Source organism: Pantoea sp. SGAir0183 (assembly GCF_043545505.1).
Map to the genome: position 1 here is coordinate 604,285 of NZ_CP028053.1, position 24,316 is coordinate 628,600.

Here is a 24,316-nt window from a genome sequence, read left to right on the forward strand (position 1 = left end):
GAGCGCAGGTGAAAGGAAGCAAACACGCATTAAACTGGACCACATTACTGATTGCCGTGCCGGTGGGCTGTGCCGCCTCGTTAGTTACTTTGCTGTTCCGCGAAACGATTGAGTTCATCAATTATCTGCTGTTTGGCCGCAGCAACGACATCACCGAATCCATCCATCTCTGGCCCATGCTGTTCTGGCCCGTTCTGGTCGGCGTGGGCGGTCTGCTGGCCGGTTTCTTCCTGCGCTACGCGGTCGCGATAGAGCGGCAGCAAACCGTCAAGACCGACTATCTCGAAGTCATTAATGCCCGCCTTGACGCCGTGCCGACGAAAACCTCCCTTTTCCGGGCGCTGTCTTCGGTTGCCAGTATTGGCAGCGGCGCGTCAATCGGTAAAGAAGGCCCGATGGTTCAACTGGCCGCGCTCTGTGGCAGCATGATCGGCCGCCTGTTGCCGCCTGGCGTGCAGTTAAAAAACAGCGACGTCGTCGCCATGGCCGCCGCAGCTGGTCTTTCCTCGGTCTACCATGCGCCGCTGGCATCGGCCATTTTCGTGGCAGAGATCGCGTTTGGTATCTCCGCCCTGCAACGCCTGATTCCGCTGGTGGTCTCCTCCGCTGTTGCGGTCATGACCATGTGGGCGCTGGGCTTTCGTAATGCGCTTTATCCGCTGGCCGAGGTGAGTTTCACGATGGATGTCAGCAGCCTGCTGATTACCGTCCTGATTGGCTTACTGTCCGGGCTGGCCGGTTTGCTCCTGATTCGCCTGATCGCCCGTGCTAAAACGCTGTTCAGTCGGGTTCGGTCCTTACCGCTACGTCTTGGGACGGGTGGCTTTGCCGTGGGCCTGCTGGCGCTGGTCTCGACCGATATCCTCGGGAACGGCTATGAAGTCATTGTAAAGGTGATGGCAGGGCATTATGTGTTATCAGGTTTACTGCTGCTGCTGGTCTTAAAAACGCTCGCGACCAGCCTCTCGGTAGGCTCCAATGCGGTGGGCGGGTTGTTTACACCGTCCTTGCTGATCGGGGCGCTGCTGGGTATGGTCATCGCGTTATGTGGGGTTGCCCTGCATCTTCCCCTGAATAATGTCCTGCTGTTCGCCGCTGTTGGCATGGCGGCCGTCCTGGCGGCCGTCAGTCAGGCGCCGTTAATGGCCATGTTAATGGTGCTGGAAATGACGCTCAACAGCAGCCTGCTGTTTCCGGTGATGATAGCGTCCGTTCTGGCGACAATGGTGGTCTACCGCCTGCAAATGGCCAGTACCTATCCCGTCGTGACGCACCATTTCAACCGTTCTGAAGCCAAATATGACTTCGATAATATGCGCATCAGCGAACTGATCATTCCGGGGGCGGCCCTGCAACCTGAGGCCTCGGTTGGGGAAGCACTGGCGGTGAGTTCGCTTAAGCGTGAGCGCTATGTGTACGTCATCAATGCGCAGGGCGCGTTTCTGGGCGTGGTTTCCATTCACGAAATATCCCGCCGGGTGCTGGCGCAGGAGATTAATCTGGACTCGCCGGTGCAGTGCGTGATGGATGAGGATTTCCCGGTGGCCTATCAAAAACAAAGCCTGCGGGAAGGATGGGAAGCTTTTGCAGCCGTCACGCTGGAACGTCTGCCTGTCCTGAATAATCCCCAGGAGCGCCGTTTTTTAGGCGCGCTGACCAAAACCAGCCTGATTCAGAAAGCGCAGGAGTTTCTCTAAGCCGCATTGCCCTGCAAAGCCTGTTCTGTCATCCACAGGCGGGCGTCGAATTCGAGCTGGTGATAGTCCGGTTCCATATGGCAGCACAGCTGATAAAACGCCTTGTCGTGATTTTTCTCTTTCAGGTGCGCCAGCTCATGTACCACGATCATGCGTAAAAAAGGCTCAGGCGCCTGGCGGAAAAACGTGGAAATACGAATCTCCGCTTTGGCCTTCAGGTTGCCGCCCTGCACACGGGAAATGGCCGTGTGCAGGCCCAGCGCGTGCTTCATCACCTTGATTTTGTTATCCCAAATCACCTTATTGATGGGCGGCGCGTTGCGCATGAAGCGGTTTTTCAGTGCCAGCGTAAAGTCATACAGCGCCTTATCACTCATCACATCGTGTCTGTCGGGATAGCGCTGTTGCAGCACCGGGCCCAGACGCTGGCGATCGATGAGCGTTTGCACCTGTTCAAGGATGGACTCAGGATAACCCTGAAGATAGATCAGTGAGGACATTAGAGATTCCCGGCGAAAGACAGTATACTGCGCCCCCTTTTTGGGGCGAAAATCAACCAAAGTGTACCACGCCGGAGAATTCATGAGCCAACTTGAACTGAACGATCGCACACTGATCCTGCACCGTTTCCCGCGGATGCGTGACGAAAGTCCGTTACAAGCCTGGGATGCCGCTGATGAATATCTCCTGCAGCAAAGCCTGCCGCCTGGTCCAGCGTTAATCTTTAACGACAGCTTTGGGGCGTTAACCTGCGCACTGAACACCCGTCCGCTGTGGCATATCAGTGACTCCTGGCTGAGTCAGCAGGCCACGCGTCAGAACCTGCGCCTGAATGCGCTGGACGACAGCGATGTCCAGTTCCTTGACAGCCTGGCACCGTTGCCGGCCGCACCGGCACTGGTCTTGATCAAAATTCCTAAAACCCTGGCGTTGCTGGAGCAGCAACTGCGCGCAGTGCGTCAGGTTATCACGCCAGAGACCGTGATAATGGCGGCGGGGCGTGCGAAAGAGATTCATACCTCCACTCTGCAATTGTTTGAGCAAATCATTGGTGAGACCAAAACCTCACTGGCCGTCAAAAAAGCGCGCGTGATTTACAGCCAGTTCACCCAGCCTGCGCTGCGCGAAAAATCGCCTACCCAGGTCTGGTCGCTGGACGGTACGCCTTATCAGATCCATAACCACGCCAACGTCTTTTCCCGCTCTTCACTGGATATTGGCGCGCGCTTGTTCATGCAGCACCTGCCGGAAAATATTGAAGGCGAGATTGTCGATCTGGGCTGTGGCAACGGCGTGATTGGCTTGATGGCGCTGGCACAAAATCCCGAGGCGGAGGTGCATTTTCTTGATGAGTCATACATGGCGGTGGCGTCCAGCCGGTTAAACGTAGAGATCAACCGCCCGGACGATCTGTCACGCTGTCAGTTCCGGGTCAATAATGTCCTGAGCGGTTATCCTTCCGATACGCTGCATGCGGTCTTGTGTAATCCGCCGTTCCACCAGCAGCACGCGGTGACCGATCACCTGGCCTGGCAGATGTTCCGTGACGCAAAGCGCTGCCTGCAATACGGCGGGGAGCTGCGCATTGTCGGCAACCGTCACCTGGATTATCACCACAAGCTGAAGAAGCTCTTTGGCAACTGCACCCTGGTTGCCTCCAACAAAAAATTTGTGGTGCTGCGTGCAGTGAAAATGCGTTAACTACAGCGTTAACGCCAGCGCGGTGGCCTGGGCTATCGCCCGACGGGCATCCAGCTCCTGCGCGACGTCGGCCCCGCCAATCACCTGCACGGGTTTACCGTTTGCCCGCAGCGCCGCTTCCAGCTCGCGTTGCGGCTCCTGACCGGCACAAATAATCACGTTGTCGACCGGCAGGAGCAGGCGCTCGCCGTCGCGCCGGATATGCAGCCCTTCATCATCAATCGCCAGATACTCAATCCCGCCCCACATTTCAACTCCCCGTGACTGGAGACTGCTGCGATGGATCCAGCCGGTCGTTTTCGCCAGCGTGGCACCGGGCTTGCCGGGCTTGCGCTGAAGCAGCCAGATTTGACGCGGTGAAGGCTGTGGCGCGGGCGCAATCACGCCGCCGCGCTGCGTCAGGCTCTGATCGATGCCCCATTCGCGATAAAAATCCCCGGTGGTTTCGTTTGCGGGCGGTTCAGACAGATATTCAGCCGTATCAAACCCGATCCCGCCCGCGCCAATAATCGCCACGCGTGCACCAACCGGACGCTTATCCGCCAGCACGGCCAGATAGCTCAGGACTTTGGGATGATCAATACCGGGGATATCTGGCGTACGCGGTTTAATGCCGGTCGCCAGGATGACTTCATCGGCGTCTGCCAGCAGGGGAGCGGTGACCCGACAGCCTGTTTTGATTACCACGCCCGCCGCCGGCAAACGATGGCGAAAATAGCGCAGGGTTTCGCGGAATTCCTCTTTCCCTGGGATCTGTCGGGCGATATTGAACTGTCCGCCGATCTCATCGGCCGCCTCATAAAGGGTGACCTGGTGGCCGCGTTCAGCCGCCTGTAAGGCAAACGCCATACCTGCCGGACCGGCCCCTACAACCGCCAGCCGTTTGGGCATGTGCGCCGGTGTCACCGGCATGAGGGATTCGTGGCAGGCACGCGGGTTGACCAGACAGGCGGTGACGTGACCGGCAAAGATCTGATCCAGACAGGCCTGATTACAGGCGATACAGGTGTTGATACTGTCGTCATCCCCCCGTTGCGCCTTGCTGACAAACGCGGCATCGGCCAGGAACGGTCGCGCCATGGAAACCATGTCCGCACAGCCATCCTGCAAAAGCTGTTCTGCCACCTGTGGATGGTTGATTCGATTCGTTGCCACCACGGGCACGGCAACGTGTTGGCGCAAGCGGCGCGTGACCCACGCGAAGGCGGCGCGGGGCACGCAGGTCGCAATGGTCGGAATGCGAGCTTCGTGCCAGCCAATACCGGTGTTAAACAGCGTCACGCCACAGCGTTCCAGCGCTGTTGCCAGTCGTAGCGTTTCGTCCAGCGTACTGCCTTGCTCAATTAGGTCCAGCATCGACAAGCGGAAGATAATGATAAAACGGTCGCCGGTGGCCTGACGGACCGCGCGGGTGACCGCTAAAGCAAACTGCATGCGCCCGGTAAAATCGCCGCCCCAGCGGTCCTGACGCTGGTTGGTGTGCGGTACCAGAAACTGATTAATCAGGTACCCTTCGGAGCCCATGATTTCTACGCCGTCGTAACCCGCTTTTTGCGCCAGACGGGCACAGTGCGCGAAATCGGCAATGGTCTGCTCAACCTCGGCGTCGCTCAGTTCCCGCGGCGTAAAACGGTTAATGGGGGCCTGTATTGCAGAGGGCGCAACCAGATCGCGCTGAAAACTGTAACGGCCGGTATGCAAAATCTGCAGCGCGATTTTTCCCCCGTGCTGATGCACGGCGGCGGTGATTTGCCGGTGCCAGTCACACTGTGAATCCTGGTTCAGCACCGCACCGTGTGCGGCGGTCACGCCCTGCGGATTGGGCGACACGCCGCCCGTCACGATTAGCGCCACGCCTTCCCGTGCCCGTTCGCCATAGAATGCCGCCAGCCTGGCCGCGCCATCTTCACGCTCTTCCAGACCGGTGTGCATAGATCCCATCAAAAAGCGGTTTCTGAGCTGAGTAAACCCCAGATCAAGGGGCGTAAACAACGCCGGGTAGGATGAGGACAGCACAGTCATAATCACTCACAGATAAAGTGGTCGGATGAGTTAGCTTTAACCATTTTTCTGTTAAAAAAAAGTGAAATGGCATCAGGCTGTGAGAAACATCATAAAAGCGGCCTTACTCGCCACATAAATGGCCAGGCCGGGGAAATGCAGGGGAAGGCCGGCGGATGTGCGCGCAACCTCAGCGGCGGCGAATCCAGGAATAGCGAGAACGATAGCCACTGCCGTGATGCGTGTTGAAACGGTAGCTGGAGCCCGCCTCGGTAGTGCAATAGGTGCACTGGTGGACAGGGTCAATGTTTTCTGCCGGAATGCCTGCTTTTATCAGCATTTGCGTCGCCAGATACGGTAGATCAAACCAGACACCGCCACGGGTAGCAACGGCCTGGGGGCGCTGAGCGCCGGGATTGTGGGGCTGCACCGCATAATAGCGCAGGGGCAATGGCATGTCGGGCATCTGTTCAATCTCTGCCAGACGCTGACGATCCAGCTCAAAACAGCAGGGAGCCAGCGCCGGGCCAATCGCCACCGTCAGGCTCGCTGGCGTGGCACCGCGTTCGCAAAGATGCGCTACCGCCCGATACAGCACGCCAGCCAGGGTCCCCTGCAGACCCGCATGAACAGCGGCAACCTGTTTCTGCTGGCTGTCGGCAAACAGCACCGGTAAACAGTCGGCAGTGTAAACCGCGACGGGGCGGTGGCCGGTGGCGATCACGCCATCTGCATCACCACTTTTGGGTGGAATAGTGTGAGTGTCGGTTAACACGACGGCGCTGTGACGCTGATGGGCATAGGCGGCATCATCAGGGGGCGGTTCGCCTGCGGGCTGAAACGCATAATCGACCCAGTCAAGTGCATCAAGCAACGGCGAACGCGGTGTAGCGGACATCCTCATCTCCTGTTGAAACAGCGTGTAATGTTGCTGCCCTCAGCTTACGTTAACTGCTACATTTTTGAAGCGTTACCCACTTAAATCTTTCAAACCTTAGGATAAAACGATGAAACATTCAGTGAATTTCGCGCTGTCGGCGGTGGTTGCGCTGGCACTGGCAGGTTGCGCGCAACCTGCCCGACAGCAGGCACAGCAGCAACTGGGGCAACAATCGGTCCTGGCCCTGAACTGGTTCCAGCAGTCCGGCGAATATCAGGCGCTCTGCTGGCAGGCATTCAACAGCGCCCGTCTGGCCTTTGATCAATCGGCTTCGCTGGCGGGCAAGCCTAAAGCGGTCATTGTCGATTTAGATGAAACTATGCTGGACAACAGTGCCTATAGCGCGTGGCAGGTAAAGAATGGCCAGCCTTTCAGCGACAAAACCTGGTCAGCCTGGACACAGGCGCGGCAAGCAAAAGCGGTTCCCGGCGCGGTGGAATTCGCCCGCTACGTCAACAGCCATGGCGGCACCGTTTTTTACGTCTCCAATCGCGATCAAAAAGACTATGCCGCCACGGTGGCCAACCTGCAGCAGCTTGGCTTCAGCGGAGTCAGTGAGAAAACGGTCAGTCTGAAAACCGACTCCTCAAACAAGCAGGCGCGTTTCGATGCCATTAAAAATGCGGGCTACAATGTCGTTTTATATATCGGTGACAACCTGAATGATTTTGGCGGCGCAACCTGGCATCAGGGTAACGCGCAGCGTCGGGCATTTGTCGACAATAATCACGCGCTTTTCGGTACGCAATTTATTGTTTTACCCAATCCATTGTATGGCGACTGGGAAAGCGGCATGGCGGAAAATTACAATAAGCTGACACCACAACAACAGCTTTCCGTTCGTGAGGCGCGCCTCAACGCCTGGAACGGTAAATAAAATGTCAATATGAAGCGCCTGCACTGGGCGGGCGCCTTCACGTTGACTCAAATATTTACTTACATCCGTCACTATTTTCACGCAAATTAAATTAACTATCTCTCGCTTTAATTTACCCCTTCATTAAGACGGATTCACTGCCTGCATTAAATAAAGGCGGTTAATCGTGCTATTCATAAATTCTGCATTTAAGACTAATCCTGGTCTGTGGCGTCGCTGTTATTTTAATTACTTAGTTCGCTATGAAAGTTTTGTATTTATTTGTCAATCTATAAATCATGACTTGAATTTTATGTGTCTGATTTTAAATGAATAAAATTAAAATAACTGCAAAATTTGGTGGTATAACCTCTTAATCTTATTTACGTTTTGATGACGTTAGTTGAATAAAGTCTTACACAGGCAGGCAGTATTTTGGCGCGTGTAATATTCCAGGTGCATTGAAAATGATAAGCGGCTATAACCTTTTAATGTGATGGAGTTCAGGTTTCATTAGCCCCTCGGCCAAATAAGGTGAGCGGGTTCACTCCGTGGTTCGCCTGGAAATGATATTCCCGGTAGTTAAGAGAAGATGATTGTGACGACACTTAAACCCTTATTAGCGAAAAATCGCAGTTGGGCCTTACAGCGCCGCCAACGTAACCCCGCCTATTTTGAAAAATCGCTCTATCAGCAAAAACCGCATTCATTATGGATTGGCTGCTCAGACAGTCGGGTACCGGCGGAGGTGTTAACGGGTTCCCATCCTGGCGAGCTGTTTGTTCATCGTAATATCGCCAATATGGTCGTGGCGGAAGACGACAATCTGCTGAGTGTTCTGCAATATGCCGTCTTCTTTCTTGGCGTGAAGCGCATTGTATTAAGCGGTCACTATGGTTGCGGCGGCGTTCAGGCGGCTCTGAATCTGCCTGGCAGTCCGTTAGCGACGGAGGATTCTGCACTGGCGCGTCGTATTACCTGTTTGCGCGACGGCCTGGCAAGCCATCTTGGCGACCCGACGGCGCAGGAAACAGAGGGTGAGAAACTGAACCGTCTGGTGGAGGCAAACGTGCGGGTGCAGTTTGCCAGGCTGGTGGCTTCCGACCCTGTCCGTCAGGCCTGGCAATCTGGTCAGGAACTGGATGTGTTTGGCTGTGTTTACGACCTGCAATCGGGTCATCTTAAAGAGTTGATTCAGCAATCTGCAGAGGAGTCTTCACCATGAATCTGGATACGTTACGCCGCGATGTGCCGGCAGGGCTGGTTGTGTTTCTGGTCGCACTCCCGCTCTGCCTCGGTATTGCTCAGGCCAGCGGTTTACCGCCTTTTGCCGGCTTACTGACCGGTGTGATTGGCGGGATAATCGTGACATCACTCAGTCCGTCACGCTTCGCCGTCAGCGGTCCTGCGGCAGGACTGGTCACTATCGTGGTCGCCTCGATGGCCACGCTGGGAAGTTTTTCCGCGTTTCTCACTGCGCTGATCATCGCCGGGCTTTTACAGTGCCTGTTTGGTCTGCTGCGCGCTGGCCGTTTTATTGCACTCGTGCCCGGTAGCGTGATTAAAGGTATGCTGGCGGCGATTGGCCTGCTGCTGATCATGCAGCAAATACCGGTGGCGCTAGGAGCCGGCGGCAGCGTAAAACTGGTGTCGCTGGTAAACGGTGAAATGACCTTTTCGCTCTCGGCGCTGTTGGTGTCGTTGGTGGGCTTGTTCATTTTGTTTGCGTGGACAACCGGCCCCATCAAGCGCATCAAGGCGATAGCCTGGATCCCGGGTCCGCTCTTTGCGGTTCTGTTTGGCTGTGGGGTGACAGTATTGGGGGCGCGACTGTTCCCGTCACTCACCGACGCCTTACCGCGTATTTCACTGCCCGCTTTTGACAGCGTTTCGGCGATGATAGCCGAACTTGAAACGCCGGACTGGATGGCCTGGCAAAATCCGCAGGTGTGGGTTGTCGCGGTGACGCTGGCGCTGGTGGCCAGTCTGGAAACGCTCCTGAGCCAGGAAGCCCTGAAAAAGCTACGTCCGCAAAATCCTGCGCCATCGCCCAACAGAGAAATGTTTGCTCAGGGCATTGGTAACATAACCGCGGGCTTCTTGGGTGCAATGCCCATCACGGCGGTTATTGTTCGCAGCTCAGCAAACGTCAACGCAGGCGCACAAACCAAACTGTCCATTTTGCTTCATGGTGTGATGTTGCTGATTTGCGGTATGTGGTTTAGTGAGATGCTGAATGCCATTCCACTTGCCAGTCTGGCTGCGGTCCTGCTCTATACCGGTTATAAGCTGGCTGCACCGCGACTGTTTATCGAACAGTTTCGTATGGGCGCACAGCAGTACGTCCCGTTCCTGGCGACGATTATCGGAATTATCACGTTGGGAATGCTGGTGGGAATCGGCATAGGTATTGCCACTCAAATTATCTACAGCATCTACAAGAGTCATCGCAACGCCTTGCAGCTTACGCGCTATGACGACCACTATGTGCTGCGTTTTCAGCAAAATTTGACGTTTTTGCACAACCCTAAACTTCAGGGCCTGCTGGAAAAAATTCCCGAAAATAGCGTGGTAATTGTTGATAACGATAATGCAGAATATATCGATCCGGATGTAAAAGCCGTGTTGAAAGATTTTGGTGAAAATGCTGATAAACGAAACATACGCCTGAGTCAGTGGCCGGTGGCGGTGAAATAACCAGACATCGGTATTCTGGAATTTACAGCAGAAAAATCGGATATCTCGGATATCCGATTTTTTTATTTGTAAGACATAATAGGCAGGGATGTCTGCCAGCCCATTCGTTACCGGTAACCTGTTTCAATACCCTGACGTTCGCCTGTTTACTGTTGTTTTTCTCTGAATGGCGCAGACACGAATCAGGCTTTAATGATGATAACGCCACATACTTTGTGGGCGGCGAGATAGTGAGCCTCTTTGTGACAAGGTCCGGACGTATGCGCGCTAAGCTGTTTGAAGAGCATAATGCTAAAAAGAGTGCCTTCTGGCTGTTTATGATTACGCTGATGTTTTGTTTCGTTGGCGGTCATCTGCGCATTCCCCACGATTTATCCCTGTTCTGGCCGGTAAACGTGTTTATTGCCGGTATGATGCTGCGTTATCCCTTCCTTCACCGAACCCGTTTTTATCTTATTTGCTTTAGTGCGATGGTATTTAACGATACGGTCTTTTCGGGCTGGACGTTACCGGCATTTACACTCAATGTCGCCAATATTCTGTTTATCCTGATATGCGTACTAGTGATGGGAAAACAGTATCAGCATGATTCCAGCAGTGAACGCATCTCAAATGCCTTACGGATCTTCCCCGCCTGCCTGCTGGCGGCGTTCGGTTGCGCCACCTGGGGCGCACTGGCACAGGTAGGCAGTGTCAATGCCGCGTTCGCCGATGCCTGGATGAACTGGTTCAGCGAACAGTTTTCGACCGGCTTAATGCTGTTGCCGTTTCTGTTGACCCCAAACTGGCGCGTGATGTTCTCAGGGCTACGGGTAAAGGTGGGGACGATTCTGCCGCTTATCGCCGTGGGGCTGTCCTTAACGACGGGGGCCTTAATGGGCGGCGCAGGCAGCCTGACGCTGCCGGTGCCGGCGTTAATCTGGTGCGCCATTGTCTTACCCATCCCGCTCACCAGCCTGGTGACACTGATAACCGGCATCAGCCAGATCATTTTGGTTTCCCATGGCGTCATGCATATCCAGGGCGATTCAAGCCTGCTGCCCATCAGTCATCTGACGTCAGCGCGACTGGGCGTGGCTACGCTTGCCATCAGTCCTCTGATTGTGGCGGTCAGCGTGGATGCTATCCGTCAGCTCAATGAGCGGCTGGCTCTGCGCGCCGATTACGATTTTCTTACCCAGTTATTATCGCGATCCGGCCTGTATGAAAGACTGCGTAACGAGCCCAGCTATGCGCAACGTCAGGTCGGCGTGATCCTGCTGGATGTGGATTACTTTAAATCAGTCAACGACAATTTCGGCCATGATGCGGGCGACAGCGTGCTGGAAGAGATTGCCCGCCGCATTTCGCCGCTGGTTGGCAGCAAAGGGCACATTTGCCGTTTTGGCGGAGAAGAATTTGTGGTGGTGCAGTTCGATCTGTCTCCAGAGAAAATCTATTCGCTGGCGGAGGGGATTCGGCAGAGCATTGTCCGCGAGAAATTTGTGCTGCAGGGCAATGCCGTCACGGTCACGGTGAGCCTGGGCCTGGCAAACGGCGAAGCCCAACCGGGTACGGCCTGGGCTGAGACGATTAACAACCTGATCTCCGCAGCCGACAAAAATCTCTATATTTCCAAGCGAAATGGCCGCAATCAGACATCGCCGGGCAAAGCCCATAATGAAATGACCAGCGACGTTGCCTGAGCAGGTCGCTGGACGCACATTAATGAATACTGGTTTTTAGCAGGGCGCTCTGTTGATGGCGTGCAATAGCGAGTTCAATCAGTCGGGTAATCAGGTCCTGATAGCTCAGGCCCGCCGCCTGCCACAGTTTGGGATACATGCTGATATTGGTGAAACCGGGTAGTGTATTCACTTCGTTGATCACGATTTCGCCTTCCTCGGTATAAAACACGTCGACACGCGCCATGCCAAAGCATTCCAGTGTGGTAAATGCCTTAATCGCTACCTGGCGAATCGCCGCATCGACGTCCGGTGGGATGGCGGCAGGAATCACCGTTTGTGCGCCGGTTTCGCTGATGTACTTTGTGTCGTAGGAATAGAAGCCTTCTTTCACCACCACTTCGCCACACGGGCTGGCCTGTGGCTCTTCGTTACCCAGCACCGCACATTCGATCTCCCGGCCTTTAATGGCTTTTTCAATCAGGGCCTTACGATCGAACGTAAACGCCATTTCCAGCGCGGGCAGGAGCGCTGCGGCATGGGTCACTTTACTTACGCCCACCGAGGAGCCCTGATTGGCAGGCTTAACAAACAGCGGCAGGCCGAAGCGGGCGATGACGGCTTCGGTGTCCAGTTGATTCAGCTGTGAAGACGTGACGCTCAGCCAGGGGGCAACCTGCAAGCCGGCATCGCGTAACAGACGCTTGGTGAAATCCTTGTCCATGCTGACCGCCGACCCCAGCACATCCGACCCGACAAAGGGCAGCGACGCCATGCGCAGTAACCCCTGCAACGCGCCATCTTCGCCTTGCGTACCGTGAACCACCGGAAAAATGACATCCAGCTGTGACAGGGAATGCGCATCGTCACGGGCAATGAGTGGCTGCTCAGGTTCGCCGGGAATCAGGGCAATCTGTTTTGCCGTGCGATTGAGGGCAATCAGTGACGGATTTTCTGCATTCAGCAGGAAGCTGGAGGCGTGATTGAGGTGCCATTGCCCTTGTTTGTCGATACCCAATAGCACGACCTCAAACCGGGTCTTATCAATGGCATCAACGATATTTTTTGCTGACTGCAACGACACTTCATGTTCTGAAGATTTCCCGCCAAAGACGATGCCAACCCGCTGTTTTTTCATCAAAGGTATCCACATAAACGCAAATCACTACCATAGCATGCGCATTGTCATAAAAAACAGCCGGATGAACGAGAGCGCCTTCTGTTGTGCGTCGTGATCAGCACGCCGGGCAAGGTCGGAGAGAAAAGAGGAGACACGCGATTCAGAACGCTTGCGACGCTTCATTACTTCGCAAGGAGTAGCGCCTGAATTTCTTTCAGCGTACTCCTCAACACGGGGTTAACGAACTGACGTATATTTAAGAAAGAATCTACCATCGAATAACTGGATTATTTTGTTTAAGGCAAAATAATTAACTACTCTTATAGCGGTATTGCGTGCGGGGCCACTATGATTGATGCCAGCTCAGATGACGCCTCAACACGGTGAGAATCTGCACACAGGTAAAAAAGTGTCGCTTGCTGCCTGCGGATGAATACTTCCACTCATTCAGTACTGTAGAGAACAAAAGTGACGTTTATTCTGCCCTTTGTCTGGCTGATTAGCGTTTACTATCTGCATAATTTATTCTCAGCACATTCCGTTATGTATCGCAGAAAAATCCATCTTCGAACGTTACTCACCGCGTTATCGATAGGAAGTGTCATTGTGACTTCCGGCTTGCTGCTGGGCGCGCTGTTTCTTTTTCAAAAAAGTAATATTGAAGAGTCGCTGCTGGACAGCAATATTGCCTATGCCCGTAAGCTGGCCGACACCACCGATCATTATCTTGCCATTGCCCAACGTGAACTGGCCTGGAGCGCCGGTCAGATCGCTGACCTGAATAACGTTCAGCTGTTACATCGCGAAACTACGCGCCTGTTACAACAGTCAGGTTTTTTCAACTCGGTAGTCGTGCTGGATAACCATTCCATTATCGCCTCCATCTCGCCTGAAAGCCTGTCTCTACTGGGTGTTAAGGTGGACACCGCTGAAACGGAACAGGCGAATAAGCTACAAAAACCGTTTATTTCTTCGCCTTTTATCTCACCCTCGGGCAACTATGTGGTCTTTATCTCGCATCCCCTTTTTGCGCATGACGGTCATTATCTCGGCTTTATTGGGGGAACGATTTACCTGAAAAAACAGAGTATGTTGAGTGACATCCTGAGCCAGCATTATTACGGTGATGGCACATCGGTCAGTATTGTCAGTGATGATGGCACGATTATTTTCAGTCAGGATCCGACGCGTGTCGGGACGCGCATGGCGTTAAGTCAGCCGTTACAGAAACGCCTGGCGGCCACGATGAGCGGCCAGTTTATGATTCATGACGCGGGCAAAAAGTACCTTATCGGTTACGCCAGCCTGCAAAAAACGGACTGGAATATCTTTATGTCCGGTACCTCAGAAACGGTAAATGGCCTGATGACGCGTACGGCCAGAAATGCCTTCTGGTTTATTCTGATCATCATCGTCCTGACTGCAACCTGCATGGCCTTTCTGGCGTCCCGCATCTCTTATCCGCTGGAAAAACTGGCAGGCATGGTGCGTGACGGGGGCAGTGAGGCCAGCCCGGATCCGCTGTCATCCGTTAACACCTGGTACAACGAAGCTGACAGATTAAGAGAAGCGGTTCAGCATCACCGGCGTGCGGTCGCCGGGCATGTTGCGGACCTGAACGATAAAGCCATGACCGATCCGCTGACCGGATTAAATAACCGTCGCGGTTTCTATGCACAGGCGGCTCAGCACCGCGAGGAGCCTGTGCAGAGTGCGATTGCCATTGATATCGATCACTTTAAAATCATCAACGATCGCTATGGACACGATGCTGGCGACAAAGTCCTGGTGAGCCTGGCGGGTTTATTAAGAAAGCGCTGCCGTACGCTGGATGTAATCAGCCGGTTCGGCGGCGAAGAGTTTGTGCTGCTGCTGCCGGGCACCTCTATGGGCGACGCGGCCGCAATGGCAGAACGCATCCGTGAGGCCGTCAGTCATACGGTGTTTCCGTTTATCAACAGCATGACGGTTTCCCTCGGCGTCGCTACCTTAAACGGTTTGGGCGACGACGCCTCACTACTCAGGCGGGCAGATGAAGCGTTGTATGCGGCAAAAGACGAAGGCCGTAACTGCGTCATGGTGAACCATGAGGGGAACATTTCTCGCTATCCTGCCAGGTAACGCCGTGGGCGTGAACCCAACGGCGTCTTAACACATTTCGCGGAGTTTCCAGTGCAGCCAGTGGTCCAGTTCGCTGTCTGCCAGGGGACGGGAATAGAAAAAACCCTGGGCCTGATCGCAGCCATATTCCGTTAACGCTTCCACGGTATCGACACATTCCACGCCTTCGGCCAGTACCACATAATCCAGCTCTTTCAGCATGGTAATAATATTACGGGCAATAATGCGTGAGGCCATATCGGATGAAAGCTCACTAATTAGCGAACGGTCCAGCTTGATCACATCCAGCGGCATCCGGCGCAGATAACTGATATTGCTGTAGCCGGTACCAAAATCATCAAGAGAAATGCCAAAGCCGCGTAGTTTCAGCATCTCAAGCCCCCGCATGGACGAGGGGCTCTCAACAATGCGCTCCGTTTCCAGACACTCGATTCCCAGCAGGGAGGTAGGGAGTTTTGCTTTAAGCATTTTCTCTTCCAGGCTATCCGCAAAACCGTCAAGCGAGAAATCGCGCTCACTCACATTAATCGTAACAGGCAACTGAATACAGCTGTTGCGCAGGCGCTTCAGGCGGGCGATAACGTTGTCAATCACCCATGATGTCAGGGCAGTAAGGGTTTCGGTCTGCTCGGCAAGCGGGATGAAAGTGGCCGGTGAGAGTTCGCCTCGTTCAGGATGATGCCATCGAATCAGGGCTTCAAGCCCGATGGGTTTACCGCTTTGCAGGCAAATTTTAGGCTGATAAACCAGATAAAGGCCCACATCTTCGCGCAGCGCGCGCGCCAGATCGTTGATTAACGTGAAATCCTGCGTACGTCTGATATCCGTGGCTTCACTAAAGCGTAAAGAGGGTAAACCGCGCCCAATGGCCTCGTGCAAGGCGCTGACCGCCTGGCGCAGGGTTTCATGGGGCGGGAAAATACCGGAGACGAAATCGACCTCGCCGGTGTGGGTGCTGAGCCCCACTGACAGGCCTTCACCCAGGTCGGCGCTGATGCCTTCCATCTGACAGGCGACCCAGTGCGCACTGATGCGGCTGTCCGCACGCGTCAGCACCGCAAAACGCCCGGTGGCAACAGTATAAATAATGTCACTGGCCGCAGGACGCAGCCGAAGGGGCAAAAGGGTAGCGACATCCTTGAGCAGGCTTTCAACGGGCCCCATACCCATCGACCGGGCCAGTTCATAGGCGCGCGGCATATCAATACAGTCAATCAGGACCAGGCGGCGTAAGGTTGTATCGCCTGCTGCCGATAAATAATGCATGTCACGAATCAGGCGCTGGCGGTTGGGCAGCCCGGTCACCGGATCGACAAAGCCCGCAGAATGCCAGGCCTCCAGAAACGACATCACTAATGATGACAGTAACTGAAGCGTCGTAATTTGTGAGGCGCTGAAGGGGTGCGGTTGAACATCCGTGACGCACAGCGTACCCAGGTTTATGCCATCACGGTTTTTCAGTGGGACGCCCGCATAAAACCGAATAAAGGGCGCCCCAACGATCAGGGGATGGTCCGCAAAGCGGCTGTCGAGATAGGTATCAGGCACGACGACGGCGGTATCACCATCTACCGCATAGCGACAAAGTGAATCCTCCCGGGATGAACGTTCCAGCTTAAAATTGTGTGAGGCGCGCACATACTGAAACTCATCATCAATGATAGAAATAAAACTGCCGGGAATGTTCAGTGCCTGACTGGCCAGTCTGACAAATTTTCTCAGTATGTCATCCCGACTTTCATCAGGATGACGAAGTGCCTCAAGGGCACGGATGCGGCGTTCAGGATCGCCGTCGAGACTCATAAGCATGTGTGTCCTCCGCTCCGTACTGATAACGGCGCGAAATTAAAAAGAAAAAGTGTCGGATAGAAGCACCGCAACGCTGGCCAAAGGGCGCGAAAGGAAAAACAGGAAATAATTTTATTTTCACTAAATAATAGGCGTGTTCTGGGTTTATGTCTCTTTTTATTTTCTTTAATAAATTTCTTAGTTATGAACGATGCACACATTTAATCAATTTTTACGTTTTATTTTTTCATTAACACTGCCACAATTATTTTTATAAAGAGTAGCGCGCTATTGTTTTGCCCGCAACTATTAGGCATGAATATTTTTATTGACGTTTTTACACAGCCACACCGGGGAAATACTATGAATATTCTAAAAAATTTTACGATAAGACGTGTCGTCTTATGGATACTCATTATCGCCGTGATCGTCATTGCGCTTGCGGGTGCCTATGGTTCGGTGATTCTCAAAGACATTAATCGGGAAGTTACGCGCAGTAACAGCCTGACAGAGCAGCTTATTTTCCTTAATCGTGCCAGTTTGCAGATGCAGGAGAATGCGACAGCGAATCGTGCTGCGCTGGCGGCAGACGTGCCTGCGGGTGATGAGTGGCAGCGCTACCGTGCCGCGCTGACCAGCGCGCCACAGGATTATCCTGCGGCTGCGCAGGAAAGACTCCGTGCTCTGACGCAGCAGATTTCCAGCAATAACGCGCCGCTGAGCGTAGAGCATCAGAGACTGGTAGAACTGTTTTTGATTACGTTGGCTGCGGTCACGGGGCTGCTTTTCTTTTGTGACCGCTATCTGGTTGTCCATCTTGTTCGCCCCGTAGCAAAACTGCGTGACCACTTCCGCATCATTGCTGACGGCGATCTGACCCAGGAACCCGAAGATCTTGGTCGGAATTGTGTTGGGCAAATGGTGCCGTTACTTAAAGAAATGCAACAAAGTTTGCTGAAGACCGTTCTGGCGATTCGCGACAATGCATCCGTGTTACGGGATGAGGCCAGCGATATCGCTAAAGGCAATGCCGATCTGTCGAACAGGACGGCAACTCAGGCAGCCGCGCTGGAAGAAACGGCGGCCAGCATGGAGCAGTTAACCGCGACCGTGCGCTATAACGCAGAAAACAGCCGTGAAGCGCGCGCGCTGTCTGGCATCACTGCGCAAACCACTCAGCAGGGCGAACAACTGGTGAAAACGGTGGTTGGCGCGATGGAAGGCCTGTCTGTGGGCGCAGAAAAAATACGTCAGTTTACGGCTACCATTAATGGTATTGCGTTCCAGACCAATATTCTGGCGCTCAATGCCGCCGTCGAGGCGGCGCGCGCCGGAGAGCAGGGGCGCGGTTTTGCCGTAGTGGCCAGCGAAGTACGCTCTCTGGCGCAACGCAGTGCCGAAGCGGCGAAAGAGATTGAAGGATTAATTGCGGATACGGTCGCCGGTATCAGTCAAGGACGTGATGCGGCCAACACGGCGGGCAGCACGATGGAAGAGGTGTTACGTAACGTCGGCAGCGTGAACGACCTGATTGGTCAGATTGCTCTGGCTTCCGAAGAACAGAGTAAAGGTATTTCTCAGGTCACACTCGCCGTAGCGGAAATTGACCGGGTTACGCAGCAAAACAGCAGTCTGGTGCAGACTATCTCCGCCTCTGCGGAAAGCATGAGCAGCCAGACTGAGACACTGACCAGCGTCATTACACGGTTTACACTGCCCGTGACAACCTCGTCTGTTGTCCGTTCAGCCAGCCATAAGGCCACGCAACCTCTTCGTCCTTCGGTCTCTGTGGCGACAAAAGATGATGCGGCCTGGATTGCGTTTGGAAAATAAAGATATATAAGCCAGCCGGTGGTCTGTTTTTCAATGGAAAATAACCACTGTGGTTTTCATGCCCCCGCCTTATGGCGGGGGAATTTATTGTTGAACGCCCTGTTTTAAATTTATATTTCCTTACATCTTGCGTTACGAAATAAACTCAAATTATTGGTTTTTTAAAATTCATGCCGTTTCGCTTAAGGGAAAGTGATATAAGTTGATCAAAGCATAGATTCGGACCCATAAAATTCCTGCCAGAACGGCCTTCCCTCGATTGACATTTCCCCCGTTAAGATTAAGTATTCTTATGAAATGTGTGCTGCGGCGGTGGCTCATGACCGTGTGAGAGAACCGATACGGGCTGCGCTAAGGCACTGTTACCCTAAGTCAACAACAGGGAGCCTGGTTTGGGAAATTCAATCGTCCGACGGCCCGTGCCCGTCCAGAATAACGTCCGAGAGTTGCGTATTGCGGCAGGTCTGTCACAGGAGGGCGCAGCCGAACGCTTTGATCTCAGCTTACGCGCCTGGCAGACAAAAGAAGCCACGGCGAAAGTCGCGTTACTGAGTCAGGGCGAGTATGAATTGCTGCTGCTGTTGGCAGGCAAGCATCCCTATTATGAACTGGTGCCACAGTCCAAAAAATAGCGATTTTTACCGTTTTACACAGATAAGCAGCCTCAGACTATGAAGTTCATCTCTGAGAGGACGATAACAGTAAAAACGGGGTCGAAGTTAAAGGCGATCCCGTGATCAGAGCAGATGACTGAGATTGGGATTTTTGCTGTACAGGCGGGCCTTTGTTGCGGTTTCAGGTTGGCAGATAACGTTTACCTGGTTCTGTCTGATTGCAGGCGTCCTCTTTTTACTGTGAGATGCCCGGCCACAGTATACGACCTCAGGAGGACATACTCTGAAGCACTCAAACGAAAACGGCGCTGAAGAAGCGCGCTTGCGTGCACTGGCCCAGTATAACCTGATGGACACGCCGCCGAATGAAGCGTTCGATCGCCTGACGATTCTGGCCGCGCGACTGTTTAGCGTGCCGGTGGCGTTTGTGTCACTGATCGATGAGAAACGCCAGTTTTTCAAGTCTCGCTATGGTCTGCAGATTACTGAAACCTCGCGGAGCGTGGCGTTCTGCCATCATACGCTTGAGAGTGACTCGATTCTTTGTGTACCTGACGCACTCAACGATCCCCGCTTCTGTAACAGCCCGCTGGTGCTGGGTTATCCCTATATTCGATTCTATGCTGGCGTCCCGCTGATTACGCCCGACGGGCACAGGATTGGGACATTATGTCTGACCGATAATCATCCCCGCCCTGCAATGAGCCCAACGGATCGTCAGAACCTGACCGATCTGGCTGCGCTGGTGATGGACCGCATGGAGGTTCATCGTATGGAAGTGCTGCGCCACGCCAGTCAGCAGCGGCTTGAAGCCATATCGGTCACCTCGCCTGATGCCATTATTTGTACCGATCTGAATCGCGGGATTACATTCTGGAACCCTGCCGCGACCAACATGTTTGGCTATGACGCCAGCGAAATGATGGGAAAATATGTCGCCGGACTGATCCCGGAACGCTGCCAGACCGACTACCGCAACGAACTTGATCGGCTTGAGCATGACGATGACGCGATCGCAGTCCCTCGTACTCTGCAGATTTGGGGGAAACGCTGCAACGGTGAAGAGTTTCCGGCAGAAGTTTCTTTCTCGGGCTGGCGCGAAGGGGAGGAACGCTATGTCGGCATGATTATCCGCGATGTTACGCTGCGTTATGAAAGCGAGGCGCGACTGTGTGAGCTGGCGTCACTGGATATGCTGACGCGTCTTGCCAGCCGCAGTGCGTTTATGACCCAACTCAGTAAGCTGACGGAATCCGGCGTACCTTATACCTTGCTGATGACGGATTTAGACAGTTTTAAAGAGGTGAACGATACACTAGGCCATGCCGCAGGCGATGCCTTGCTGTGCCATGTGGCTGAGCAGATTCGCGCGGTTTGTACCCATGCGATTGCGGCAGCCCGACTTGGCGGCGATGAGTTTATCGTCCTGCTACCCAATGGTTGCGATGAGGCCATGGGGATAGCGCACATACTCACTGCGGCCATCCAGATGCCATTTGATTACATGGGATCGGTGCTGACGGTGGGAGCCAGCACAGGTGTGGCCTGTTTTCCCTTACATGGCACCGACACGTCATCGGTCATGTCAGCCGCCGATTTAGCGCTGTACCGCGCCAAAGCGCGCGGGAAAGGCCAGTCTGTTCTCTTTCAGCCTGAATTCCGTGAGGCGGAACAGGGGCGACGCCGTTTTGAGCGTGAACTGGAAGCTGCGGTACGTCAGCATCAGTTCGTTCTGCATTACCAGCCGCGTTTTAATGGGGCCGATGGGACATTGATCGGCTGCGAAGCACTGGTGCGCTGGATGCATCCCGCGCGTGGCATCCTTTTTCCCGCTGAGTTTATTGATATGCTGATTAAAAGTCCGCTGTCAGTCAAACTTGGGGAGTGGATCATTCAGTCCGCTGTCAGTCAAATTAAGCAGTGGCGGCGTCAACACGCGGCCTTGCGTGTCAGTATTAATCTGTTCCCACGTCAGTTGCTGGAAACGGGTCTGGCCGATGTTATCCGTCACTGTGCCGGGGAAGATGCAGGCTTTGTCGAACTGGAAATCGATGAACCGCTGCTTACCGACGCCGATGAGACAAAATTACAGGTTCTGGATGCGGTTAAAAATACGGGGGCGTTATTTATCATCGACCATTTTGGTCGCAGCCTGGCCTCGCTCAGCCTGTTGCAGCATCGCTGTGTTGCCGGTCTCAAGATAGATAAATCGCTGACGGGCCAACTTGAGCAGAGTAACAAAGCCCGACTGCTGTTTAACGCGATTGCTTCGTTAGGCAAAAATATGGGCATCACGGTCGCGGCTGAAGGTATTGAGAACCGTGCACAGCATGAATTCATTTGTGCTGCGGCGTGTGACATTTTACAGGGCAAACAGATGGGGGCACCCGTCAGCGCGCCTCGCTTCGAAAAGCTTTATGTTACGCCGCTCAATTGCCCCCAACCCTGATTTGCTGTTCTTCCGGCGTTAACGTTTAGGGTCCTGAGCGTTAACGAAGATGACGCTGTCCTGACCGATGTGGCAGAAAAAACGGCACCGCGAGGGTGCCGAAGTGAGCAACGTTTGTCAGGACAATCATTGTGATAATCAACTCACACTAAGATTATCGGCCCTGTGCCAGGAAGATTGAGCGAACCGATGACACGTTTGTGAAAACGTGACGCGACGCAGGTTTTAAGCGGTCTGAGGGCATTTATCCGCAAAAAAAGAGAGAGGCATTTCAGGTATAGAGAAAATTTGTTTGATCCCGGGTGGCGACAATCCAAAGCGTGAACTAGTGTAATAACGCTGTTTGGAAGTCATTTAGGATTTCCCTGAGAACTCCGGCCCGGACCTTTAACGAGGTTCGGGCATTTTTTTGCACTTTAAACAGCGCCTTGCCTCTCTGTTACACGTTCAACGCGTCAGGGAAGGCCGTAAATCTGCCTGCAGGCCAGCGCTGACGGAAGCCCGTTTTCTGTGCATAACGACAGAAGACAGAGTAAGAGAAGGAAGGGCATTAACGTCAGCGTGGTAATGGTGAGTCGAGAGGCAGGTAAGCAGGCGCGTGTAACGTTTATTGCCTGAAGAGCAGCGTCAGAAGTTCACGATAATGTGACGCATCGTCCTCATTCGTTGCCGTTTCAAGACAACCAATCAGCTTCAGACAGATGATGCGTCGACTCACAGGCTTATTTTCGCGAAGAATTTCGACTGCGATCCTGCCAAGTGTTTCAAGTTGATATGGGTGATCAATCTGGCTGAAATAATGGGCCAGATTGCTGGTTTTTCCTGAGGGCGGCAAACCGTCCTGGCGCATAGTGTTCCTTGAAGCTGAGTAGGGATATTTGTGCGCAAGTTAACCGATCCTGGGGGCCGCTGTACAGCAGTATTACCGATTGCTGGCGAAAGAAAGGTTGCCAGCCGTCTGGCTTAGATCTGGCAGGGTAAAGCGGCGATATGTAAGGCGGGCACTGGCGCTTCAGAGCTGGCTGACAGCGGCGACTGACTTCCCATTGTGCGTGAATATTTCAGTCTGTGATAAGAGCATAAACGCCGCTAAATGAACAGGCACAGGCATGGCGCACGTTAATAATAACGTTTTAGTGCGAAGCATTACCGAAGAGAATAACATTATCATTAGCAGGGTTTTATTCATGGGGCGTAAACAGTCGCCAGGAAGTATAACCATCAGCGCCACAACAAAAAATATTAATACTGCTCTTACAAAAAGCTGAACGATAATATCTCGACGTTGACGGATATCTGTCTTTACGTGCCTTTGAAAATACACGCATAACGCCGGGCCAGGCCTGGCAAGGCCTGCAGGTGTTGTCAGACGTACTATAGATATATTCAGAATAGTCTTTATCAGACAGCATTCAGGCCAGGAATTTAATAAATTTATTGCAATTCATTAAGTTAAAACAGGCATTTCAAAAGTATCATTTTTATCACTTCAGGCTACTATTCTTTCGGCAGAAAAAGGCTTTTGTCATCTGTTTGATTATTACTAGAATGTGAAAAACAATAGTGATTAATTGCCCGATTGAGGAGCGTAAAGTGTTATTTCACGACGATGAGAAAAGTCATGTCATTCTTGGCGAAGCGGTGGTCAATCTTGCCCTTGGTGAGAAAGAAATTAGTATTGATACACTCATTGCGGAGCTCAATATGATGGCCGAGTCAGAAACCTGTGATAACAGATTAGCCGACATTTTTTCGGCGCGACGCTGGCTAAAGCAGTTCAGACCTTCACCCGTCAGGAGGGATTCCGGCCTGCGCTGGTTAATGACAGCCAGTCAGGAAGGAAAAACAGATGAAAATGTTATTCGTCTTAATCCGGAAGAGGATGACGACCGTACATAGCCAAACGTTGGCAAGTTAGTCAAGAAAAGGTAATCAATGACCTCTCTGCCTCTGCTTTACCGCCTCGCCTCTGCCCTGTGGTGTAATCACAACGCTGTAAGACGGTTAGCGATCTGATACTTACGCAAGTGACTGTTAAGTATGATATAGCACTTTATGCACAATAACCCTGCCAGCCAGTTAAGAGAATTCCTGTACAATTTTCCAGATGTTGTATAAGTTTAGTGAACATTGCGTTGACTAACGTTTATACTATTTCTCATTTGGGAGATTCATGATGCGTCAGAACGAAAATACGTCCAATACGGTTCACGATATTGCCCGTTACTTTGGCAACGACACGCTCCCTTACGAAAAAGCGACGCTGGGTCAGGTCATCGTGGAGATCCTTCATGCAGGCAAAAGCCTTAACCGTAAGGCCATTTGTAGCGCGCTGATTCGTAGACTGAGTCAGTCGGCCAGTCCGCTTGAAGAGCAACATTATCAGAAACTGATTAGTATGCTTTTTGACCGCTGAACGCTGCGACTCACACGTGCATTCACGTCCCGCAGCAGTAATCTGATTGGTCAAATAAGCAGGTCATCAGAGGCCTGAGCATTTGAGGCTGGTTTGCCCGGTTACAGGGGCACAATGTCATCAGGAATGCGGGTATGCAAAAAGATAAACAAGAGAAACTTATTGAAATTGTCATGGGCGAGGCGATTACCGCGTTGCTTGACAGCAATGACACCATCAGTGGTGCGACACTGGCAAACAGACTTAAGATCATGCTCCGGGATGAAACTCACGACGAGCGGCACGAGGCTATTGAAATGGCGCTCACGGAAGTTCGCAACGAGTTTGCCTCCGCACGTGACCCGATTGATGCCACCGTACTGGCATTTGGTCAGAGCATTCCGGACAACAGTCGTAAGCACTAAGTCCGGGCGGCCTTC

19 protein-coding genes are annotated in these 24,316 nt (G+C 53.2%); 13 read left to right on the forward strand and 6 right to left on the reverse strand.

Annotation, left to right across the window (positions count from 1 at the left end):
- The first annotated feature begins 8 nt into the window (after positions 1-8).
- On the forward strand, positions 9-1,697 hold the full coding sequence (locus C1N59_RS02920; protein ID WP_054687003.1) for a chloride channel protein: 1,689 nt from the start codon (positions 9-11) through the stop codon (positions 1,695-1,697).
- On the opposite strand, the gene C1N59_RS02925 is transcribed toward C1N59_RS02920, so the two are convergent.
- A complete protein-coding gene (locus C1N59_RS02925) occupies positions 1,694-2,197 on the reverse strand; it encodes a M48 metallopeptidase family protein (RefSeq protein WP_006118297.1) in 504 nt (167 codons plus the stop codon). The genes C1N59_RS02920 and C1N59_RS02925 overlap by 4 nt on opposite strands.
- Positions 2,198-2,279: 82 nt before the next feature.
- On the opposite strand from C1N59_RS02925, the gene rlmG reads away from it, so the two are divergent.
- Positions 2,280-3,398, forward strand: a complete 1,119-nt coding sequence (gene rlmG, locus C1N59_RS02930) for a 23S rRNA (guanine(1835)-N(2))-methyltransferase RlmG (protein WP_054687004.1) — start codon at positions 2,280-2,282, stop codon at positions 3,396-3,398.
- Here rlmG and C1N59_RS02935 read toward each other — a convergent pair whose 3' ends face one another.
- Both C1N59_RS02935 and C1N59_RS02940 read right to left on the reverse strand, forming a co-directional pair.
- On the reverse strand, positions 3,399-5,420 hold the full coding sequence (locus C1N59_RS02935) for an FAD-dependent oxidoreductase (RefSeq protein WP_394550269.1): 2,022 nt from the start codon (positions 5,418-5,420) through the stop codon (positions 3,399-3,401).
- A 169-nt stretch (positions 5,421-5,589) separates the two neighbouring features.
- Positions 5,590-6,297 (reverse strand): polyphenol oxidase family protein, encoded by a 708-nt coding sequence (locus tag C1N59_RS02940; protein ID WP_039341911.1) that lies wholly within the window; start codon positions 6,295-6,297, stop codon positions 5,590-5,592.
- Between the two features lie 109 nt (positions 6,298-6,406).
- On the opposite strand from C1N59_RS02940, the gene C1N59_RS02945 reads away from it, so the two are divergent.
- From C1N59_RS02945 to C1N59_RS02960, 4 genes are all read left to right on the forward strand, one after another.
- Entirely contained in the window at positions 6,407-7,216 is an 810-nt protein-coding gene (locus C1N59_RS02945; RefSeq protein WP_039341918.1) for a 5'-nucleotidase, lipoprotein e(P4) family, read from the forward strand.
- A 571-nt stretch (positions 7,217-7,787) separates the two neighbouring features.
- Positions 7,788-8,420, forward strand: coding sequence for a carbonic anhydrase (locus C1N59_RS02950; RefSeq protein WP_033739968.1), 633 nt, complete (start codon positions 7,788-7,790; stop codon positions 8,418-8,420).
- Positions 8,417-9,892 (forward strand): SulP family inorganic anion transporter, encoded by a 1,476-nt coding sequence (locus tag C1N59_RS02955; RefSeq protein ID WP_006118229.1) that lies wholly within the window; start codon positions 8,417-8,419, stop codon positions 9,890-9,892. Before C1N59_RS02950 ends, C1N59_RS02955 begins: the two co-directional genes overlap by 4 nt.
- A gap of 260 nt (positions 9,893-10,152) precedes the next feature.
- Positions 10,153-11,577, forward strand: coding sequence for a GGDEF domain-containing protein (locus C1N59_RS02960; protein WP_033739966.1), 1,425 nt, complete (start codon positions 10,153-10,155; stop codon positions 11,575-11,577).
- A 19-nt stretch (positions 11,578-11,596) separates the two neighbouring features.
- Here the strand turns inward: C1N59_RS02960 and ddlA are convergent, their stop codons facing one another.
- Positions 11,597-12,694, reverse strand: coding sequence for a D-alanine--D-alanine ligase (gene ddlA, locus C1N59_RS02965; RefSeq protein WP_394550271.1), 1,098 nt, complete (start codon positions 12,692-12,694; stop codon positions 11,597-11,599).
- Between the two features lie 525 nt (positions 12,695-13,219).
- On the opposite strand from ddlA, the gene C1N59_RS02970 reads away from it, so the two are divergent.
- Positions 13,220-14,797 carry a sensor domain-containing diguanylate cyclase gene (locus tag C1N59_RS02970; RefSeq protein ID WP_394550774.1) on the forward strand — a complete coding sequence of 526 codons (1,578 nt, stop codon included), beginning with the start codon at positions 13,220-13,222 and terminating at the stop codon, positions 14,795-14,797.
- 27 nt (positions 14,798-14,824) lie between these two features.
- Here C1N59_RS02970 and C1N59_RS02975 read toward each other — a convergent pair whose 3' ends face one another.
- A complete protein-coding gene (locus C1N59_RS02975; RefSeq protein ID WP_205955697.1) occupies positions 14,825-16,606 on the reverse strand; it encodes a GGDEF and EAL domain-containing protein in 1,782 nt (593 codons plus the stop codon).
- Between the two features lie 342 nt (positions 16,607-16,948).
- Between C1N59_RS02975 and C1N59_RS02980 the strand changes: the two genes are divergently transcribed.
- From C1N59_RS02980 to C1N59_RS02990, 3 genes are all read left to right on the forward strand, one after another.
- Positions 16,949-18,418: a methyl-accepting chemotaxis protein gene (locus C1N59_RS02980; protein WP_325992424.1), complete on the forward strand. Its 1,470-nt coding sequence runs from the start codon at positions 16,949-16,951 to the stop codon at positions 18,416-18,418.
- A gap of 392 nt (positions 18,419-18,810) precedes the next feature.
- Positions 18,811-19,050 (forward strand): hypothetical protein, encoded by a 240-nt coding sequence (locus C1N59_RS02985; protein WP_033739962.1) that lies wholly within the window; start codon positions 18,811-18,813, stop codon positions 19,048-19,050.
- Between the two features lie 331 nt (positions 19,051-19,381).
- A complete protein-coding gene (locus C1N59_RS02990; RefSeq protein ID WP_173476986.1) occupies positions 19,382-21,481 on the forward strand; it encodes a sensor domain-containing phosphodiesterase in 2,100 nt (699 codons plus the stop codon).
- Positions 21,482-22,088: 607 nt separating this feature from the next.
- On the opposite strand, the gene C1N59_RS02995 is transcribed toward C1N59_RS02990, so the two are convergent.
- The gene (locus tag C1N59_RS02995; protein WP_058702157.1) at positions 22,089-22,331 is read right to left on the reverse strand and encodes a biofilm development regulator YmgB/AriR family protein; all 243 of its coding nucleotides are present in this window, start codon (positions 22,329-22,331) and stop codon (positions 22,089-22,091) included.
- A 743-nt stretch (positions 22,332-23,074) separates the two neighbouring features.
- Between C1N59_RS02995 and C1N59_RS03000 the strand changes: the two genes are divergently transcribed.
- The 3 genes from C1N59_RS03000 to C1N59_RS03010 all read left to right on the forward strand — a co-directional run bounded on the left by C1N59_RS03000 (position 23,075) and on the right by C1N59_RS03010 (position 24,301).
- Positions 23,075-23,380 (forward strand): hypothetical protein, encoded by a 306-nt coding sequence (locus C1N59_RS03000; RefSeq protein WP_394550272.1) that lies wholly within the window; start codon positions 23,075-23,077, stop codon positions 23,378-23,380.
- Between the two features lie 277 nt (positions 23,381-23,657).
- Entirely contained in the window at positions 23,658-23,897 is a 240-nt protein-coding gene (ycgZ, locus tag C1N59_RS03005; RefSeq protein WP_394550776.1) for a regulatory protein YcgZ, read from the forward strand.
- A 134-nt stretch (positions 23,898-24,031) separates the two neighbouring features.
- Positions 24,032-24,301, forward strand: coding sequence for a hypothetical protein (locus tag C1N59_RS03010; protein ID WP_033739952.1), 270 nt, complete (start codon positions 24,032-24,034; stop codon positions 24,299-24,301).
- Positions 24,302-24,316 lie beyond the last annotated feature (15 nt).

Bases quoted from the DNA above. Each gene is read 5' to 3' on its own strand.
- C1N59_RS02925 (WP_006118297.1), bottom strand. From the start codon at position 2,197: ATGTCCTCACTGATCTATCTTCAGGGTTATCCTGAGTCCATCCTTGAA.
- rlmG (WP_054687004.1), top strand. From the start codon at position 2,280: ATGAGCCAACTTGAACTGAACGATCGCACACTGATCCTGCACCGTTTC.
- C1N59_RS02935 (WP_394550269.1), bottom strand. From the start codon at position 5,420: ATGACTGTGCTGTCCTCATCCTACCCGGCGTTGTTTACGCCCCTTGAT.
- C1N59_RS02940 (WP_039341911.1), bottom strand. From the start codon at position 6,297: ATGTCCGCTACACCGCGTTCGCCGTTGCTTGATGCACTTGACTGGGTC.
- C1N59_RS02945 (WP_039341918.1), top strand. From the start codon at position 6,407: ATGAAACATTCAGTGAATTTCGCGCTGTCGGCGGTGGTTGCGCTGGCA.
- C1N59_RS02950 (WP_033739968.1), top strand. From the start codon at position 7,788: ATGATTGTGACGACACTTAAACCCTTATTAGCGAAAAATCGCAGTTGG.
- C1N59_RS02955 (WP_006118229.1), top strand. From the start codon at position 8,417: ATGAATCTGGATACGTTACGCCGCGATGTGCCGGCAGGGCTGGTTGTG.
- C1N59_RS02960 (WP_033739966.1), top strand. From the start codon at position 10,153: ATGCGCGCTAAGCTGTTTGAAGAGCATAATGCTAAAAAGAGTGCCTTC.
- ddlA (WP_394550271.1), bottom strand. From the start codon at position 12,694: ATGAAAAAACAGCGGGTTGGCATCGTCTTTGGCGGGAAATCTTCAGAA.
- C1N59_RS02970 (WP_394550774.1), top strand. From the start codon at position 13,220: ATGTATCGCAGAAAAATCCATCTTCGAACGTTACTCACCGCGTTATCG.
- C1N59_RS02975 (WP_205955697.1), bottom strand. From the start codon at position 16,606: ATGCTTATGAGTCTCGACGGCGATCCTGAACGCCGCATCCGTGCCCTT.
- C1N59_RS02980 (WP_325992424.1), top strand. From the start codon at position 16,949: ATGAATATTCTAAAAAATTTTACGATAAGACGTGTCGTCTTATGGATA.
- C1N59_RS02990 (WP_173476986.1), top strand. From the start codon at position 19,382: ATGGACACGCCGCCGAATGAAGCGTTCGATCGCCTGACGATTCTGGCC.
- C1N59_RS02995 (WP_058702157.1), bottom strand. From the start codon at position 22,331: ATGCGCCAGGACGGTTTGCCGCCCTCAGGAAAAACCAGCAATCTGGCC.
- ycgZ (WP_394550776.1), top strand. From the start codon at position 23,658: ATGCGTCAGAACGAAAATACGTCCAATACGGTTCACGATATTGCCCGT.
- C1N59_RS03010 (WP_033739952.1), top strand. From the start codon at position 24,032: ATGCAAAAAGATAAACAAGAGAAACTTATTGAAATTGTCATGGGCGAG.